Source organism: Shinella sp. GW821-FHT11G07 (assembly GCF_058808115.1).
In genome coordinates this window covers 77,853-92,254 of sequence record NZ_JBXARJ010000004.1, presented here as the reverse complement: position 1 = coordinate 92,254, position 14,402 = coordinate 77,853, and the positions used below count along the sequence as shown (strand labels likewise).

Here is a 14,402-nt window from a genome sequence, read left to right as displayed (position 1 = left end):
CTCCCATGACGAAAATTCAGGAAAACATCACGAAGGCGGAGGCTTATCTCGCCCGCTTCAAGCAAAACGGCGTGCCGAACCGTATTGCCGGCGAGGACGTGCCGGCTGCGGATGGCGCAACCTTCGAGACCATGTCTCCCGTCGACCTGAAGCCGCTTGCCAAAGTGGCGCAGGGCAAGGCCGCCGATATCGACCGCGCCGCCAGGGCCGCCAAGGCCGCCTTCGCCGATTGGGCGGCGATGCCGGGCGATGCGCGGAAAAAACTACTGTACAAGATTGCTGATGCCATCGTTGCGCGCGCAGAAGAGATCGCCTTCGTCGAATGCATGGATACCGGGCAGTCGCTGCGCTTCATGGCGAAAGCCGCGCTGCGCGGGGCGGAAAACTTCCGCTTCTTCGCAGACCGCGCGCCGGAAGCGCGCGACGGCAAGACCCTGCGCACGGAAAACCAGGTCAACATGACGACCCGCGTGCCGATCGGCCCGGTCGGCATCATTACCCCGTGGAACACGCCCTTCATGCTCTCCACGTGGAAGATCGCGCCGGCGCTCGCGGCGGGCTGCACCATCGTGCACAAGCCGGCCGAGTTCTCGCCGCTGACCGCGCGCCTGCTCGTCGAGATCGCTGAAGAGGCCGGCCTGCCGAAGGGCGTGTGGAACCTCGTCAACGGTTTTGGCGAGGATGCCGGCAAGGCGCTCACCGAACACCCGCTGATCAAGGCGATCGGCTTTGTCGGTGAAAGCCGCACCGGCTCGATGATCATGAAACAGGGCGCCGACACGCTGAAGCGCGTGCACTTCGAACTCGGCGGCAAGAATCCCGTCATCGTCTTCGCCGATGCCGACCTGGAGCGCGCGGCCGATGCCGCCGTCTTCATGATCTATTCGTTGAACGGCGAGCGCTGCACCTCCTCCTCCCGTCTGCTGGTGGAAGAGAGCATCTACGAGAGGTTCACCGGGCTGGTCGCGGAAAAAGCCAAGCGCATCACGGTCGGCCATCCGCTCGATCCCGAAACCGTCGTCGGCCCGCTGATCCATCCGGTGCACGAGAAGAAGGTTCTGGAATATATCGCGATCGGCCGGGAGGAAGGCGCCACGGTTGCCGCCGGCGGCGAAAAATTCGAGGGGCCGGGCGGCGGATGCTACGTCTCGCCGACGCTCTTCACCGGCGCAAACAACGCCATGCGCATCGCCCAGGAGGAAATCTTCGGACCGGTGCTGACGGCCATCCCCTTCAAGGACGAGGCAGACGCATTGGCACTCGCCAACGACGTCCAGTATGGCCTCACCGGTTATCTCTGGACGGCGGACGTCACGCGTGCCTTCCGCTTCACCGATCATCTCGAGGCCGGGATGATCTGGGTGAATTCGGAGAATGTGCGCCACCTGCCGACGCCCTTCGGTGGGGTCAAGAATTCCGGCATCGGCCGCGATGGCGGCGACTGGTCCTTCGACTTCTATATGGAGACGAAGAACGTCGCCTTCGCCACAAGCTCCCACGCCATCCCGAAACTCGGCGGCTGATCGCCCAAAGACAAGACTGCGCCCGTCCTCGTTTGCCGAGGCGGGCTTGAGGAGGACCCCATGCCCGTACCCCAGCCTAATCTCTACCCGCCCTTCAACATCATCCGGCTCAGCCACGTCGAGTTCGGCGTCAGCGACCTCGCAAAATCCCGCGCCTTCTATGTCGATACGCTCGGCCTGCAGGTGACGGACGAGACGGCGGACACGATCTACCTGCGCGCCATGGAAGAGCGCGGCCACCATTGCATCGTGCTGAAGAAATCGGAGAAGGCAGAAGCCCGCGACCTCGGCTTCAAGGTGTTCGACGACGAAGACCTCGACAAGGCGGCGCATTTCTTCAAGGGCAAGGGCCTGCCGGTGGAATGGGTGGAGCGCCCCTACCAGGGCCGCACTTTCCGCACGCGCGATCCATATGGCATTCCGCTGGAATTCTACACGAAAATGGACCGCCTGCCGCCGATCCACCAGAAATATGCGCTCTATCGCGGCGTCAAACCGCTGCGCATCGATCATTTCAACTGCTTCTCGCCGAATGTCGACGAAAGCGTCGCCTTCTACAACGAAATCGGTTTCCGCGTGACGGAATATACCGAGGATGAAGAAACGGGCCGGCTCTGGGCGGCCTGGACGCATCGCAAGGGCGGCGTGCACGACATCGCCTTCACCAATGGCCGCGGCCCGCGCCTGCATCACACCGCCTTCTGGGTGCCGACACCGCTCAACATCATCGACCTGCTCGACCTGATGGCGACGACCGGCTGGGTCGCCAATATCGAGCGCGGCCCCGGCCGGCACGGTATTTCCAACGCCTTCTTCCTCTACATCCTCGATCCGGACGGCCACCGCATCGAGATCTACTGCTCGGACTACCAGACGGTGGACCCGGACCTCGAACCCATCAAATGGGACCTGAAGGATCCGCAGCGCCAGACGTTGTGGGGGTCTCCGGCGCCGAAATCCTGGTTCGAACACGGCAGCCTGTTTGCCGGCACCGAGGTCTCGGATTCACAGCTCAAGGCTCAGCCGATCATCGCCCCTTGACGGGCATTGCAATCGGGAGCCCGAGCGCCGAGAAGAGTGCAACGCCGTCAAGGGAGTGAGACATGGACAGCGAAGAATTCCGCCAATGGTCGCGTACGGTTGCCGATTGGGGCGCCGATTATCGCGCTGGCCTGCGCGAACGGCCGGTGCGCGCGCAGACCAAGCCGGGCGACATCATCAAGCAGATCGCCGATGCTGCCCCGGAAGCCGGCGAAACGATGGAGACGATCTTCGCCGATTTCGAGCGCATCATTCCCGATGGCCTCACCCACTGGCAGCATCCGCGCTTCTTCGCCTATTTTCCGGCCAATGCCGCGCCGGTCTCGGTGATCGCAGACTATCTTGCCACATCGGTCGCCGCCCAATGCATGCTGTGGCAGACCTCGCCGGCAGGAACGGAACTGGAAACCCGCGTGGTCGACTGGCTGCGCCAGGCGCTCGGTCTGCCGGACGCGTTTTCCGGCGTCATCCAGGATTCCGCCTCGACCGCAACGCTCGCCGCGGTGCTGGTGATGCGCGAAAAGGCGCTCGACTGGAAGGGCAACAGCGAGGGTCTTTCGGCGCACAAAGCCGTTCGCGTCTATGCTTCGAAACAGGTGCACACCTCCATCGACCGGGCGATCTGGATCGCCGGCATCGGCGAGGCGAACCTCGTACGCATCCCGACCAAGGGGCCTCTGAACGGCATGGACCCGGATGCGCTCGACGCCGCGATCACAGCGGACATTGCTGCTGGCCACATCCCGGCCGGCGTCATCGCGTGCACCGGCGGCACCTCGATCGGCGCCTGTGACCCGATCCGCGACATCGCTGCGGTCGTGAAGGCCCATGGCCTGTACCTGCATGTCGATGCCGCCTGGGCGGGCTCCGCCATGATCTGTCCGGAGTTTCGTGATCTCTGGGACGGTGTCGAGGCGGCGGATTCCATCGTGTTCAACCCGCACAAATGGCTCGGCGCCAATTTCGATTGCTCGGTGCAGTTCATCCGCAGCCCGGCCGACCAGGTGCGCACGCTGGCCATCCAGCCGGAATATCTCAAGACCCATGGCCATGACGGCATCATCAACTATTCCGAATGGTCCGTGCCGCTCGGCCGCCGTTTCCGCGCGCTGAAACTGTGGTTCCTGCTGCGCTATCATGGGCTCGAAGGCCTGCGCACGATGATCCGCAACCATGTGACGTGGTCGGAGGAGCTGGCGAAGCGGCTGGCCGCCGAGCCGGATTTCGAAATCGTCAGCCAGCCGGTGCTCTCGCTCTTCTCCTTCCGCCACAAGGGCGGCGGGGATGAGCACAACATCGCGCTGGTCAACGCCATCAACGACGATGGCCGCATCTACCTGACGCAGACCCGCGTCGATGGCCGCATCGCCATCCGCTTCCAGGCGGGACAGTTCGAGATGATCCGCGACGACGCCGACACCGCCTTCACGGTGATCACCGAGATCGCCCGCACAGTGAAATAGGAGACAACCGTGACCGAACGGCCCCGCCTCGCCGGCTTTTCCCATCAGGGCATCCTGAAATACGGGCTCGTCAAATCCGATGGCATCGTCGACCTTTCCGTCCTCCACGGTGAACGCTGGCCGACATTGCGCGAGGTGATCGAGGCTGGTGCGCTGGCCAGCCTGGCGGAGGAGGCGGCGTCGCTTCCCGCCGACCATGCGCTCGCCGACATCGTCTACGAAATCTCTGTTCCCGCGCCGGAAAAGATCATCTGCGTCGGCGTGAACTTTCCGGACCGCAACGAGGAATACAAGGACGGCCAGGCCGCCCCTTCCAATCCCTCCCTGTTCATCCGCTTCCCGCGCTCCTTCACCGGCCACGACCGCCCGCTGATCCGCCCGCCGGAAAGCCCGCAGCTCGACTATGAGGGCGAAATCGTCATCGTGATCGGCAAGGGCGGCCGGCGCATTGCGGAAGCCGATGCATTGAACCATATCGCGGCCCTTTCGCTCTGCAACGAAGGCACGATCCGCGACTGGGTGCGGCATGCAAAATTCAACGTCACCCAAGGCAAGAATTTCGACGCGACCGGCTCCATCGGCCCCTGGCTGGTGCCCTATACGGATGAAAGCCAGTTGGCCGACATCAAGCTCGAAACCCGCGTCAATGGCGAAGTGCGCCAGAGCGATCGCACCAGCCGGATGATCTTCTCCTTCCGCAAGATCATCAATTATATCTCCACCTTCACGACGCTGGTGCCGGGTGACATCATCGTCTGCGGCACGCCGACTGGCGCTGGCGCACGCTTCGATCCGCCGATCTGGCTGAAGCCCGGCGATGTGGTCGAGATCGAGGCCGAGGGCATCGGCCTGCTGCGCAACACCATTGCCGATGAGGTTCAACCATGATGACGCCGGACGACATTCGACTTGCCGCAGAAAGCCTCGACGCGGCCGAGCGCACCCGCATCCAGACCGGCCTGCTCTCGCTGAAACACCCCGCGATCAGCATGGACGACGCCTATGCGATCCAGGGCGCCTGGGTGAAGAAGAAGATCGCCGACGGCCGCAAGGTCATCGGCTGGAAGATCGGCCTCACCTCCAAGGCGATGCAATATGCGCTGAACATCGACATCCCCGATTCCGGCGTGCTCTTCGACGACATGGTCTTCGAAGACGGCGCGACGGTGCCGGCGGGCCGCTTCATCCAGCCGCGCGTCGAGGCCGAGATCGCCTTCGTCATGAAGGCCCCGCTGAAAGGCCCCGGCGTCACCGTCTTCGACGTGTTGAACGCCACCGACTATGTAACGCCCGCACTCGAAATCCTCGACACGCGCATCCTGCGCGTCGATCCCGAGACAAAGAAGGCCCGCACCATCTTCGACACGATTTCCGACAATGCCGCCAATGCCGGCATCGTCACGGGCGGCCGTGCGGTACGACCCGGTGAGATCGACATGCGCTGGATGGGCGCCATCGTCAGCCGCAATGCGGAGGTCGAGGAAACCGGGCTCGGCGCCGGCGTGCTCAACCAACCGGCCCGGGGCGTCGCCTGGCTCGCCAATCGGCTGGCGCAATATGGCGACGGTATCGAGGCGGGACAGATCGTGCTGGCCGGTTCCTTCATCCGCCCGATCGAAGCCCGCCATGGCGATACGATCGTCGGCGACTTCGGTCCCTACGGCACCGTCAGCCTGTTCTTCGCATAGAAGGAATTTCCCCCATGCCCGCTCCAAAGAACCGCTTCAAGCAGGCGCTGAAGGAAGGCCGCGCGCAGATCGGGCTCTGGCAGGCGCTCGCCAATCCCTACACAGTCGAGATCTGCGCGGACGCCGGCTACGACTGGCTGTTGCTCGACGCCGAGCACGCGCCGAACGATGTGCCGCTGCTCGTCTCGCAGCTTCAGGCGATGAAAGGCACGGCGAGCCACGCCGTCATCCGCCCGCCAATCGGCGAGACCTGGATCGTCAAGCAGCTGCTCGATATCGGCGCACAGACGTTGCTTATCCCGATGGTCGACAGCAAGGCCATGGCGGAGACGATGGTGAAGGCCGTGCGCTATCCGCCGCACGGCGTGCGTGGCGTCGGCGCAGCCCTTGCGAGAGCCTCCGCCTTCAACCGCACGACGGATTATCTCCAGACCGCCAATGACGAGGTCTGCCTGCTGCTGCAGGTCGAAAGCCGCGCCGGCCTCGACGCGCTGGACGCTATCGCCGGCACGGAGGGCGTCGACGGCGTCTTCATCGGCCCGGCCGATCTTGCCGCCGACATGGGCTTTCTGGGCAGGCCCGGTGCGCCGGAAGTGCAGGCCGAAGTGGAGAAGGCGCTCCTCAAGATCCAGTCGCACGGCAAGGCGGCAGGCATCCTGATCGGCGATCTCGGCCTCGCCAAACGCTACCTCGAGCTTGGCGCCACCTTCGTCGCCATCGGCAACGACGTCACGCTGCTCGCCAATGCCACGACGAAGCTGCTCGCCGACTTCAAGGCCGCCGAGCCCGCCAAGGCCCCCGCGACCGCCAAGGTCTACTGATCCTCAGAGCTGGATCCAGGCGGTCTTCAGCTCGGTATATTTGTCGAGCGCGTGCAACGACTTGTCATAGCCGTTGCCGGACTGGCGCATGCCACCGAGCGGCACCGTATTGTCCGCGCCGCCATAGGTGTTGACATGCACGACGCCGGCCTTGACCTGCCGCACCATGCGGTGGGCGCGGGAGAGGTTGCCGGTCCACACCGCCGAGGCAAGGCCGTAGTCCGTACCATTGGCGATCCGCACGGCCTCCGCTTCGTCCTCGAAGGGAATGACCGACAGGACCGGGCCGAAAACTTCTTCGCGGGCGATGCGCATATCCGGTGACACGCCGTCGAAGATCGTCGGCTGGAGGAAATAGCCGCCCGTCTCCTCAAACAGCCGCTTGCCGCCGGTGCGCAGCGTCGCGCCCTCACGTGCGGCATCCTCGATGAAGGCGATGTCCTTCAGGAGTTGCGCCTCACTCGAGACGGCACCGGCTTCGGTTGCCAGATCAAGCGGATCACCGAGCGTCATCGCCTCCGTGATCGCGACGAGGCGGGCGGTGAAGTCCGCGTGGATCGATTTTTCGACCAGCAGCCGTGAGCCGGCGACACAGACCTGTCCGGCATTGCGGAAGATACCGTAGGCCGAGGTTTTCGCCGCCTTGTCGAGGTCCGGCGCATCGGCAAAGACAATGTTCGGCGACTTGCCGCCAAGCTCCAGATAGACCCGCTTCAGGTTGGAGCGGGCGGAATATTCGAGCAGCCGCCGGCCAACCGGGCCGGAGCCAGTGAAGACCAGCACGTCGACATCCATGTGCAGGCCGAGCGCCTCGCCCGCCACCTGCCCGCGGCCGGTGACGACATTGAGAACGCCGTCCGGCAATCCCGCCTCGGCGCAGAGTTCGGCAAGGCGCAGCAGGCTGAGCGAAGCGATTTCCGCCGGTTTCAGCACCACGGAATTGCCGGCCGCAAGCGCCGGCGCGATCTTCCAGGCGCCGATCATCAACGGGAAATTCCACGGCACGATAGCGCCGACCACACCCACCGGTTCGCGATGGATGAGGCCGAGCACATTTTCCGCCGTGGGTGCGATCTCGCCGTAGACCTTGTCGATCGCCTCGGCATAGTAGCGGAACGTGCCGGCGGCGCTGCCGGGCTCGGCCTTCAGCGCCATCTGGATTTCCGTGCCGTTGTCGCGCACGCCGAGCACGGCCAGTTCCAGGGCATGTTTCTCGATCAGCTCGGCAACGCGCAGCAACACCTTCCTGCGCTCGGCGGGGGCTGCGCGGGACCATACGCCCTTGTCGAAGGCGGCCCTAGCCGCCCGCACCGCACGATCTACATCCTCCGCCCCGCCATCGGCGATCGTGGTCAATTCCCGGCCGTCGAGGGGTGACAGGGTCGGCAAGCGCCGGCCGTCCGCCGCATCGGTCCAGCCGCCGCCGATGAAGAGTTTTCCCGGACTGGCGAGGCGCTGGCGTTCGTGGTCGATGCGGTCCTGCATGGTCTTCCCTTTCCTTCGGGCGGGCGGCTCGGAACAGCCGCCCGCAATCTTGTCAGTTTGCCTGACCGAGGCCAAGGCGGGCATAGGATGCGGGATCGGCGCCCTTGAGACGCATGGCCAGCACGAGGCCGAGCAGCGCGGCCAGCAGGACAAGGCCCGGCAGGATGATCGCAAGCGCCCCGCTGGCGCCGGCGAGGTCGCCGAAATTGCGCACGATCGTGACGATGACGGCCAGCAGGATGAGGCCCGTGACGGCCGGTACCACCTTTGTCGTCAGCACATTCTTTTCGAGCCCCGGATTGCGGCTGAAGAAGACGACGATGGCGAAGGCCGTCATCGCCATCAACACGATGACGCCGAGCGTGCCGACATTGGTCATCCAGGAAAACAGTGCCAGCACCGGATCCTGCCCCGTGACCGCAAAGAGCGCGATGACGGCAACGGCAATCGCCGTCTGGACGAGGGAGGCGACATGCGGGCTCTGGAAGGCCGGATGGGTGACGCCGAGGCCGGCCGGCAGCAGCCGTTCGCGACCCGCGACATACATGTAGCGTGCGACACCGTTGTGGAAGGCCAGAACGCCGGCAAACAGGCTGGTGATCAGCAGGATATTCATGATCGGCGACAACCAGGCGCCGACATAGCGCTCGGAAATCACGAAGAGGAAGGTCGTCGGATCAGCCAGTCCCTGCAGTTCCGGCAGGAGCTTTTCGTAACCGGCGGCATTCACCATCAGCCAGGAGGTGAACATGTAGAAGAGGCCGATCAGCAGCACCGAGGCATAGGTGGCGATCGGGATGGCGCGGTGCGGCTCGCGTGCCTCTTCGCTATAGATCGTCGTCGCCTCGAAGCCGATGAAGGCGGCGAAGCCGAACAGCAGGCCGATTGCCGGCGAGCCGGAGAAGAAGGCATCCGTACTGAAGGGCGCAAGCGAAAGACCGCTGTCTCCGCCCGTGCCGATCACCGCGAAATCGATGACCAGCACGACGAGATATTCGAGCACGACGAGCACCGTCAGGATCTTGGCCGAAAGATCGACCCGGCGGTAGCCGAGCACCGCGACGGCGGCGATGCCGAGGAACGTATAGACCCACCACGGCAGGTCTATGCCGAGGCCGGCGAAGAAGCCGGCGGTGATGGCGCCGAACAGGCCGAAAATGCCGATCTGCATGGCATTGTAGGACAGGATGGCGATGAGCGCCGCCGCCCCGCCGACATAACCGCCAAAACCCTGCGTCGTATAGGCATAGAACGCGCCGGCATTGCGGATATGCCGCGCCATGGCGACATAGCCGACGGCAAAGAGCAGCAGGATGACCGTCACCGCCAGGAAGGTGGCCGGCATGCCGGCGCCGTTGCCGAGCAACATGGCAAGCGGAACGCCGCCCGCGACCGCCGTCAGCGGTGCGGCGGCGGAAACGACGAGGAAGGTCACGGCCAAAGCGCCGAGACTGTCCTTTCTGAGGCGGTTGTCGCCCGATGAAATGCTGTCTGTCATGATACGTTCCCCTTCATGCAGTGGTGAAGCGCGACCGGAACCTCCTTTCCGGACGCGGGGGCCGATTGGCCAAAACGCTGCAAAAATGTCCGGTTTGCCGGATCTGATTTCGGTTCAAATATTAAACCGGTAGTTTAAATATAGACTTGCAAACTTGCCTGACTGCTGTCAAGTTATTTCGCATGTTAAGTAATTGGAGGAGTCGTGAGCACTGTCGCAAAGGCCCTCGCGCTGCTGAACCTGGTGGCCGCCGAGGAGGAGGAAAAGGGACTTTCCGAGCTTGCCCGGCTCGCCGGCATGGACAAGGCGACGACGCGGCGCATGCTGGTGGAACTGGAGGCACACGGTTTTCTGGAACAGGACACCGTGACGCGCCGCTACCGCATCGGTGCTACCCCGGTGCGGCTCGCCCGCATTCGCGAGGCCCGCGTGCCGCTGCTGCGCGCCGCCATTCCCTTCGTCAAGGAACTGGCGCAAGCGACGGGTGAAACCTGCCATCTCGCGGAATTTTCCGGCGGTGCGCTGCATTCGCTGCATGTCGAGGATTGCTCCAAGGCGCACCGCGTCATCGTCGATGTCGGCATCACCCTGCCGCTGCACGCCACCGCCTCCGGCCTCGCCTTCCTTGCGCCTTTGCCACGCGATGCCGCCGAGGCCTTGCTCAAGGAACCCCTCGAAGCCTTCACGGATGCCACCGTCACGGATCTCCCAACGCTTCGCCAGCGCCTCGACGAGACCCGCAAGCGCGGCTGGTCGATCAACCGCAACGGGCTCGAAGCCGGCGTCGTCAGCGTCGCGGCGGCCGTGCTCGGCGCCGACCGCCGGCCCATTGCCACACTCGCCATCGCCGCACCGGACGTGCGCATCGACGCGCCGCATCTTGAGGAACTGGGCCTCAAGGTGGCGGACGCCGCCGACCGGCTTTCGGCGCGATTGAACGGAAACGAGGGTGCACCAAGCGCCCCGCTCAAAATGATCAGGGGAATGAGACCATGAGCGACGAACCCAAGGTGCCGAACATCCTCGTCTTCGGCACCGGCGATACGAAGGCGGACGAGTTGCAGTTCATGGCGGAGGTGATCCGCACCGCCGGCGGGCGGCCAGTGCTGGTCGACGTCAGCGTGCTCGCCGACCCGCCCTACCAGCCGGATTTTACGCGCCACGACATCGCCGCAGCAGCGGAAACGACGATCGAAGCGATCGCGACGAGCGGCGACGAGTACAGCGCCATGGCGCTGATGGCCAAGGGGGCCGCAACACTCACCCGCAAGCTGTTTGACGACGGCAAGGTGGACGGCGTGATCCTGCTCGGTGGCTCCATGGGCACGGACCTCGCGTTGGATGTCGCCGCCTGCCTTCCGCTTGGCGTGCCGAAATTCGTCGTCTCGACCATCGCCTATTCCCACCTCATCCCGCCGGAGCGCATCGCCCCCGACCTTATGATGATCCTCTGGGCCGGTGGGCTGCACGGCCTCAACCCGATCTGCAAGTCCGTGCTTTCACAGGCTTGCGGCGCCGTCGTCGGCGCGGCCCGGTTCAGCGTCCGCCCGGCCGGCGACCGGCCGCTCATCGGCATGACCTCGCTCGGCTCGAGCTGCCTTAAGTACATGAAGCACCTCCAGCCGGCGCTGGAAAAGCGCGGCTACGACGTCGCCGTCTTCCACGCCACCGGCATGGGCGGGCGCGCCTTCGAGGCGATCGCCGCCGAGGGCGGTTTTGCGGCGGTCTTCGATTTCTGCACGCAGGAGGTCAACAACCACCTGAACGGCACCTGCGTCACCTCCGGACCGGACCGGCTGGAAAATGCCGGCCGGCGGGGCATCCCGCAGATCGTCGCACCCGGCGGTCTCGACATGGTGGACCTCCAGGCCTGGCGCGACCTGCCCACATCGCTTGCCGACCGGCCGTACCACGCGCACAATCGCCTGCTGGGCTCGGTCACCACCGACAATGACGGCCGCCGGGATATCGCCCGCGTGGTCGCGGAAAAACTTGCGGCTGCGACAGGTGAAACCGCCTTCATCCTGCCTGCCGGCGGCATTCAGGAATGGGACAAGCCGGAGGAGCCGTTGCACGATCCGGATGGGCTTTTTACGCTCGTCGAGGCCTTCCGTTCGGCGCTGCCTGTGTCAGTCGCGCTGCACGAGATAAACGCCCATATCAACGACCCTGCCTTTTCGGCGAAAGCGCTGGAAATTTTCGACGGCTGGGTTGCACGCCGCGTGGTGCCGAGTGGAAAGGCGGAAGCGGCATGACGAAGGCGCTGATCCTCGATTTCGGCGGCGTCGTCACCCGAACGCTGTTCGAAACGCATGTCGTTACCGAGCGCGCTCTGGGGCTCGCCCCCGGCACGCTCACCTGGAAGGGACCGTTCGATCCAGCGACCGACCCGCTCTGGCAGCGCATGCAGAACCGCGAAATCACCGAGCGCGATTACTGGATGGAGCGCACCCGCGAGACAGGCCGGCTGATCGGCGAGGACTGGACGGACATGAAGACCTTCGTCCAGCGTGCCCGCGGCGCCGAACCGGATCTCGTCTTGCGGCCGGAAGCGCGCCAGACGATCCTTGCGGCAAAGGCCGCCGGCGTGAAGCTCGCCATCCTCTCCAACGAACTCGATCTCTTCTACGGCGTCGATTTCCGCAAGCGCTTTCCGCTGATCGATCTCTTCGACGTCATCGTCGACGCCACCTATACCGGTATCCTGAAACCCGACCCGCGCGCCTATGAACAGGCAATCCGCGATGTCGGCGTCGATAAAGCGGACTGCGTCTTCGTCGACGACCAGAAGAAGAACATCGAGGGCGCCGATGCGGTTGGCCTGCCCAATGTGCATTTCGACGTCACCCGCCCCGCCGAAAGTTATGCTGAAGCCAGAGCGATGCTCGGCCTCTAGAAAACCGGAGAAGCCCCATGCGTGAAACCAATTTCCTCGTTGAGAACAATGCCCGCCACCTCTGGCATCCCATGGCGCACCCGGCGGAAATGCGCGCCAATCCGCCAAAAATCGTCAACGCCGCGGCAGGCGTCGAGATCACCGACCTGCAAGGCAAGACCGTGCTCGATGCGGTCGGCGGCCTGTGGAACGTCAATCTCGGCTATTCCTGCGAGCCGGTGAAAGCGGCAATCCGCGACCAGCTCGACCAGCTACCCTACTATTCCACCTTCCGCGGCACGACCAACTCGCCGCTGATCGAGCTGTCGTACGAGCTGGCCGAATGGTTCAAGGAGGACGGGCTGACACGCGCCTTCTTCACCTCGGGCGGCTCGGATTCGGTGGAAACCTGCCTGCGCCTCGCCCGCCAGTATCACAAGATCAACGGCCAGCCGGAACGCACGAAGTTCATCGCGCTGAAGAAGGGCTATCACGGCACTCATTTCGGCGGCGCGTCGGTCAACGGCAACGCCAATTTCCGCCGCAACTACGAACCGCTGCTGCCCGGCGTCACGCATTTGGCAAGCCCCTATCTCTACCGCAATCCCTTCGGCACCGAGGATCCGGCGACACTGGCAAGCCTCATCGCCAAACAGTTTGAGGATGAGATCGCCTTCCAGGGCGCCGATACGATCGCAGCCCTCATCATGGAACCGGTGCTGGGTGCCGGTGGCGTGATCGTGCCGCACGAGACATTCATGCCGCTGATGCGCGACATCTGCGACCGGCACGGCATCCTGCTGATCGCCGACGAGGTGATCACCGCCTTCGGCCGCACCGGCGCCTGGACCGGATCCCGCCTCTGGGGCGTCAAGCCCGACTTCATGTCCACCGCGAAGGCCATCACCAATGGCTATTTCCCCTTCGGCGCGGTGATGATCGCCGACAGGATCGCGGAGACCTTCGAGGCCAACAAGAACAGTTTTGGCGCGATCGGCCACGGTTACACCTATTCCGGCCATCCGGTGGGTGCGGCGGCGGCTTTGGCGACACTGAAGGAAACCAGGCGCGCCGATGTCGCGACGAATGCCGCCGCGCGCGGTTTGGAACTGATGGCCGGGCTCGAAGGACTGAAGGCGAAACACGAGATCATCGGCGACGTGCGCGGAAAGGGGCTGATGTGCGCGCTCGAACTCGTCGCCGACCGCAAGACCAAGGCGTCGGCTGCAAAGGATGTCGTCGCGACGATCTATGAGGGCACCTACGATGCCGGTGTGATGGTGCGCACCTCCGGCGCCAACATCATCCTGTCTCCGCCGCTCATCATTACCGCGACGGATGTGGAGCGCATCGTCGCAGCGCTCGACGCCGGTCTCGCCAAGGTCGCGCGCTGACCGCTACTCCTCGCCGCCCGCCTTGCCATCGAGCTTGAGGGCGGCGAGTTCCTCCAGCATGTCGAGAAGCGCATCGACACGCTTGGCGCCAAAGCGTGCGTCGATATCCGCATAGACGCGGCGCGAATCCGGCATCACCTCGTCGATGACGGCCTGACCGGCGGGTGCGAGCGCCAGCAGCACCCGGCGACCGTCTGCCTCGTCCTTCTCCCGCGTAATCAATCCGCGCTCTTCAAGGGAGCGCAGCATGCGCGTGAGGCTGGGTGCGAGAATGAAGGCTTTCTCCGCCACCTCCGTGGCATCGAGCTGGCCTGCCTCGGACAGTGCGCGCAGCACCCGCCATTGCTGCTCGGTAACGTCGTGATCGGCAAGGATCGGCCGGAAATGGCTCATCACCGCCTCGCGGGCCTTCAGGAGGCCGATCGCCAGTGAACGCCGGCGCTCGCGCGGCGTGGTGTCCTTTGTCTTTTTGGGATTGTTCATGTCCGCCGGGGCATCCTTCGTCATCCTGCCTCTATCCGTGATTTTTCAAGTTCATGCAATCGCGAGGCGGTATCAGACAGAGGACGGATCGATTGCGGCCGGCCGGCATGCTAGCGTCCGCGTTCAGATCA

The 14,402-nt window shown here is 64.4% G+C and carries 13 protein-coding genes; 10 read left to right on the top strand and 3 right to left on the bottom strand.

Features of this window, described 5'->3' with window-relative positions:
- Positions 1-5 precede the first annotated feature (5 nt).
- The 6 genes from hpaE (at position 6) to hpaI (ending at position 6,536) form a co-directional block, all read left to right on the top strand.
- A complete protein-coding gene (gene hpaE, locus AC1RT2_RS09455) occupies positions 6-1,523 on the top strand; it encodes a 5-carboxymethyl-2-hydroxymuconate semialdehyde dehydrogenase (RefSeq protein ID WP_493101407.1) in 1,518 nt (505 codons plus the stop codon).
- A gap of 60 nt (positions 1,524-1,583) precedes the next feature.
- Positions 1,584-2,564, top strand: a complete 981-nt coding sequence (hpaD, locus tag AC1RT2_RS09450; protein WP_493101405.1) for a 3,4-dihydroxyphenylacetate 2,3-dioxygenase — start codon at positions 1,584-1,586, stop codon at positions 2,562-2,564.
- Positions 2,565-2,626: 62 nt separating this feature from the next.
- On the top strand, positions 2,627-4,027 hold the full coding sequence (locus AC1RT2_RS09445) for a pyridoxal phosphate-dependent decarboxylase family protein (RefSeq protein ID WP_493101403.1): 1,401 nt from the start codon (positions 2,627-2,629) through the stop codon (positions 4,025-4,027).
- A 9-nt stretch (positions 4,028-4,036) separates the two neighbouring features.
- The gene (locus AC1RT2_RS09440; protein WP_493101401.1) at positions 4,037-4,915 is read left to right on the top strand and encodes a fumarylacetoacetate hydrolase family protein; all 879 of its coding nucleotides are present in this window, start codon (positions 4,037-4,039) and stop codon (positions 4,913-4,915) included.
- Positions 4,912-5,715 carry a 2-oxo-hept-4-ene-1,7-dioate hydratase gene (gene hpaH, locus AC1RT2_RS09435; protein ID WP_069060978.1) on the top strand — a complete coding sequence of 268 codons (804 nt, stop codon included), beginning with the start codon at positions 4,912-4,914 and terminating at the stop codon, positions 5,713-5,715. The genes AC1RT2_RS09440 and hpaH overlap by 4 nt, the downstream gene beginning before the upstream one ends.
- 14 nt (positions 5,716-5,729) lie before the next feature.
- Positions 5,730-6,536, top strand: a complete 807-nt coding sequence (hpaI, locus tag AC1RT2_RS09430; protein WP_493101399.1) for a 4-hydroxy-2-oxoheptanedioate aldolase — start codon at positions 5,730-5,732, stop codon at positions 6,534-6,536.
- Between the two features lie 3 nt (positions 6,537-6,539).
- On the opposite strand, the gene AC1RT2_RS09425 is transcribed toward hpaI, so the two are convergent.
- On the bottom strand, positions 6,540-8,021 hold the full coding sequence (locus tag AC1RT2_RS09425; RefSeq protein WP_493101397.1) for an aldehyde dehydrogenase: 1,482 nt from the start codon (positions 8,019-8,021) through the stop codon (positions 6,540-6,542).
- A 52-nt stretch (positions 8,022-8,073) separates the two neighbouring features.
- Entirely contained in the window at positions 8,074-9,519 is a 1,446-nt protein-coding gene (locus AC1RT2_RS09420) for an APC family permease (RefSeq protein WP_493101395.1), read from the bottom strand.
- 204 nt (positions 9,520-9,723) lie between these two features.
- Here AC1RT2_RS09420 and AC1RT2_RS09415 point away from each other — a divergent pair, with 204 nt between their 5' ends.
- Genes AC1RT2_RS09415 through AC1RT2_RS09400 form a run of 4 tightly spaced genes read left to right on the top strand, consistent with a single transcriptional unit; the run spans position 9,724 to position 13,788 of the window.
- Positions 9,724-10,515 carry an IclR family transcriptional regulator gene (locus AC1RT2_RS09415; protein WP_493101393.1) on the top strand — a complete coding sequence of 264 codons (792 nt, stop codon included), beginning with the start codon at positions 9,724-9,726 and terminating at the stop codon, positions 10,513-10,515.
- A complete protein-coding gene (locus AC1RT2_RS09410) occupies positions 10,512-11,774 on the top strand; it encodes a Tm-1-like ATP-binding domain-containing protein (protein ID WP_493101391.1) in 1,263 nt (420 codons plus the stop codon). The genes AC1RT2_RS09415 and AC1RT2_RS09410 overlap by 4 nt, the downstream gene beginning before the upstream one ends.
- Positions 11,771-12,415 (top strand): HAD family hydrolase, encoded by a 645-nt coding sequence (locus AC1RT2_RS09405; protein WP_493101389.1) that lies wholly within the window; start codon positions 11,771-11,773, stop codon positions 12,413-12,415. The genes AC1RT2_RS09410 and AC1RT2_RS09405 overlap by 4 nt, the downstream gene beginning before the upstream one ends.
- Positions 12,416-12,432: 17 nt before the next feature.
- Complete coding sequence (locus AC1RT2_RS09400) at positions 12,433-13,788, top strand: aspartate aminotransferase family protein (protein ID WP_493101387.1); 1,356 nt, start codon at positions 12,433-12,435, stop codon at positions 13,786-13,788.
- Positions 13,789-13,791: 3 nt separating this feature from the next.
- On the opposite strand, the gene hpaR is transcribed toward AC1RT2_RS09400, so the two are convergent.
- Complete coding sequence (gene hpaR, locus AC1RT2_RS09395) at positions 13,792-14,295, bottom strand: homoprotocatechuate degradation operon regulator HpaR (RefSeq protein ID WP_069060970.1); 504 nt, start codon at positions 14,293-14,295, stop codon at positions 13,792-13,794.
- Between the last annotated feature and the right edge of the window lie 107 nt (positions 14,296-14,402).

Excerpts from the sequence above, each read along its gene's own strand:
- AC1RT2_RS09400 (WP_493101387.1), top strand. The coding sequence starts at position 12,433 with ATGCGTGAAACCAATTTCCTCGTTGAGAACAATGCCCGCCACCTCTGG.
- hpaH (WP_069060978.1), top strand. The coding sequence starts at position 4,912 with ATGATGACGCCGGACGACATTCGACTTGCCGCAGAAAGCCTCGACGCG.
- AC1RT2_RS09420 (WP_493101395.1), bottom strand. The coding sequence starts at position 9,519 with ATGACAGACAGCATTTCATCGGGCGACAACCGCCTCAGAAAGGACAGT.
- hpaR (WP_069060970.1), bottom strand. The coding sequence starts at position 14,295 with ATGACGAAGGATGCCCCGGCGGACATGAACAATCCCAAAAAGACAAAG.
- AC1RT2_RS09410 (WP_493101391.1), top strand. The coding sequence starts at position 10,512 with ATGAGCGACGAACCCAAGGTGCCGAACATCCTCGTCTTCGGCACCGGC.
- AC1RT2_RS09445 (WP_493101403.1), top strand. The coding sequence starts at position 2,627 with ATGGACAGCGAAGAATTCCGCCAATGGTCGCGTACGGTTGCCGATTGG.
- hpaE (WP_493101407.1), top strand. The coding sequence starts at position 6 with ATGACGAAAATTCAGGAAAACATCACGAAGGCGGAGGCTTATCTCGCC.
- AC1RT2_RS09405 (WP_493101389.1), top strand. The coding sequence starts at position 11,771 with ATGACGAAGGCGCTGATCCTCGATTTCGGCGGCGTCGTCACCCGAACG.
- AC1RT2_RS09425 (WP_493101397.1), bottom strand. The coding sequence starts at position 8,021 with ATGCAGGACCGCATCGACCACGAACGCCAGCGCCTCGCCAGTCCGGGA.
- hpaD (WP_493101405.1), top strand. The coding sequence starts at position 1,584 with ATGCCCGTACCCCAGCCTAATCTCTACCCGCCCTTCAACATCATCCGG.
- hpaI (WP_493101399.1), top strand. The coding sequence starts at position 5,730 with ATGCCCGCTCCAAAGAACCGCTTCAAGCAGGCGCTGAAGGAAGGCCGC.